General features: G+C 43.0%; 3 protein-coding genes. All 3 read right to left on the bottom strand.

All coding sequences use genetic code 11. The features are described from left to right. The coding region (locus ACESM0_RS12505) for a hypothetical protein (RefSeq protein WP_372906543.1) at nt 1–238 on the bottom strand (238 nt) is incomplete at its 3' end. 50 nt (nt 239–288) lie between these two features. Continuing rightward, a complete protein-coding gene (locus ACESM0_RS12500) occupies nt 289–2,310 on the bottom strand; it encodes a S9 family peptidase (RefSeq protein WP_372906542.1) in 2,022 nt (673 codons plus the stop codon). 173 nt (nt 2,311–2,483) lie between these two features. Further along, a partial coding sequence (locus ACESM0_RS12495) for a transposase (RefSeq protein ID WP_372906541.1) occupies nt 2,484–2,831 on the bottom strand: 348 nt, incomplete at its 5' end.

The following is a 2,831-nucleotide window of genomic DNA, read 5'->3' as shown; positions in this document are numbered from 1 at the left end:
AAAAAAAAGCAGTACAAATCATAGATGTTAGAAAGATGATAAGTACGTTTGGAAGCGTCGTTTCTTTATCATCTGAATGACCGGACTTAAACAACCCAACTAAAGAAACAAGAAGGGCTCCCGCAATTCCTGCAAGAGCCCATTCATGAAAATATTTTGCTTCAGGTAGAACAATGATTCCAATAAGAACAAATGATATCAAGAAATTCCTTCGATATGGCCAGATCTTTTTAATCATTTAATATGATAATATCCGGCGAAAGCAATCGCCGGATTTCGTTCAGGATTTTACTCCTTTTCATCAGGGTTCTCATCTTCCTTCTCATCCCGTTCCCAAGGTTCCCAATCCAGACCAAGTGTATATTTTTGTACCCAGCGAATCTCCTCTATATCCCGTGTCCTTTGGTTTCGGGGTTCACGAAATCCATGTCCTTCCCGTTGAAATTCAATATAGCGGGTGTCCACTTTACCGATATCTTTCAGGTACGTGAAGAAGATCAAACTCTGCTGAGGCGTATCCACCCGGTCACGATTTCCATGCAGAAATAGCGTTGGTGTCGATACTTTATCGGCATGCATGGCTGCTGAACGATTCCGGTACTCTTCCGGATTGGTCCATGGTTCCCCGCCAATGTACCAAAGTCTTACGTCGTGATTGAAACCCATTGCGTATTCAGATGTCCAGTCAAACACACCTGCACCGAGTGACGCCGCTTTGAAACGATCCGTTTTAGTGATGGTGGTTCCACCCAATATTCCACCATAACTCCAGCCGCGAACGGCCATTTTATCATCATCAATCCAGCTATTTTCGATCAGCATATCCACTCCGCTCATCAAATCTTCGTAGTCACCGTCACCAATGTCGTTCATATTTCCTCTCAGGAATTCATCCCCGTAAGCTGTACTTCCACGAACGTTCGGAGCCAGCTGAACATAGCCTAAACCGGCCCATACATGATATTGCGGGCTGAATGAATTTCTAAATACGCCGGCAGGCCCGCCATGAATATGGAGCAAAAACGGAGCAGAACCGTCCTGTTCGAGTTCTTGAGGCGTATATTTCAGTCCTTCAATTTCCAGACCGTCATTACTTTCCCACTGTACCACTTCGTAATCTGCCAGAATCAGGCTGTCGCGAACAAATGGATTCAAGTCCGTCAGACGAACCGGATCGTCCAGATTTTCCAATGACGCTGCATAAAGATCGCGCGGTGTCTGCACATTTTCGTATGTGAACAGCACGTGATCTCTGTTCCTGTTCATATCAACAATTGAAATCGACCCCTCCCGATCGGTATGCTGTGTAACATTACCTGTCTGAAGATCCATAGAGAAGATGTTGGAATCTGTTTTGATGGAACCTGAAAAGTAGATCTTATCACCTTCCGGTGTAATATGTACAGAACCGATATTTCCGTTGAACTGCCCGGAAATCATTTCATACTCTTTCGAATCTACATTCATTCTCCAAAGCTTGCTTTGCCGTAGCTCCCACTCCTCGTCGTGAGCGGCTGAATAAAGAATATGCTGATTATCAGGGAGCCAGTTCAGACCACCCTCCGGAACTTCATTTTCCGTTAGCTGCACTGCTGTAGAGTCACCCACTTCAAGCAGATAGATCTCTGACATATACTGCTGATTTCTGCGATTTTCGAATCTGGCCGTGTATACCACCCGGTTTTGATCCTGCGAAACAGAGAAGCTTCCAATCATTACATCGCCGGAGGTTATCTGAGTCTCCTCTTTTTCGTCTACATCAAACTTCCAGAGATGATTCCAGCTCCCTTCAGTTTGCCCGTGCGGTGCCTCATCTACAAAAAGCTGGTCATACCCTGCCTTGTACTCCTTCTCCTCTTCAGAGCTTTTAGGAACATCCGATACAAAATAGATCGCCTTACTGTCGGCACTCCATTCATACGAACCTACACTATTTTTATGCTCAGTCAGCTGAACCGCTTCACCGCCTGTTGTAGGTAAAAGGAAAAGTTGCTGTTTGTCATCCACAGATCGCTTTAGTGAAATGTATTTTCCATCCGGAGAATACTTCATGTCGCTGCCACCCGCTTCACCGATATATTGGTAAACCGCACCGCTATCGGCCGGAACGTAGTAGTATTTAGTTTCCCTCTTATTTTCGTCCCAGTCTAACGTAGACTTGCCGAAAATAACTGAATTTCCATCCGGTGATATCATCGATGAACTCAAGCGATCCATATTGAGTATATCATCGGTTGTCATTGCCCGCTTTTGAGCGAAAGCAGACGAAACTAAAAAAGTAAAAAAGAGAAAGAGAACGATTCTTTTCATATTGAGCCATTTAGATTAGAGTATTGGCTCACAATATAAGGGATGCTTCTAGAAATGAAATAACCGGATTGAAAAAGTTGGTTAATACAACTCTAAATTAGAATCTTTAGGTGACTGTATTACCGTTGACTTCAGTCAACGGGTAATGGCAGACCCCAAATAACTCATGGGCTTTAGCCCTTTACTAAGTCCCATCCTTGTTTTTGAATAAAATCTTCTACTTCCTCTCTGAAAGAGATTTTCTTATGATGTTTTTCTTGATTTTGAATGTAGTTCCGAACTGCAACTACATGACTTTTACTTACACTAACTGCCCAATAGTCGTCCTGCCACCTGAACTTTTGATCAATTAACTGTTGACTATTGATCCAGTATGATGATTCACCTTTAATCAGTTTTGATACTTTACTTATTGACTGATCCTTTCCAAGTGAAATCAAACAGTGCACATGCTCTTTATACCCGTTGATACATTCAAGCCAAATTCCCTTCTTTTTGGCATTTGCTCTGATATGTTCAAA

Source organism: Rhodohalobacter sp. (assembly GCF_041686455.1).
Classification (GTDB): Bacteria; Bacteroidota; Rhodothermia; order Balneolales; family Balneolaceae; genus Rhodohalobacter.
The sequence above is the reverse complement of the archived record's forward strand: the minus strand, read 5'-3'. Positions and strand labels throughout refer to the sequence as shown.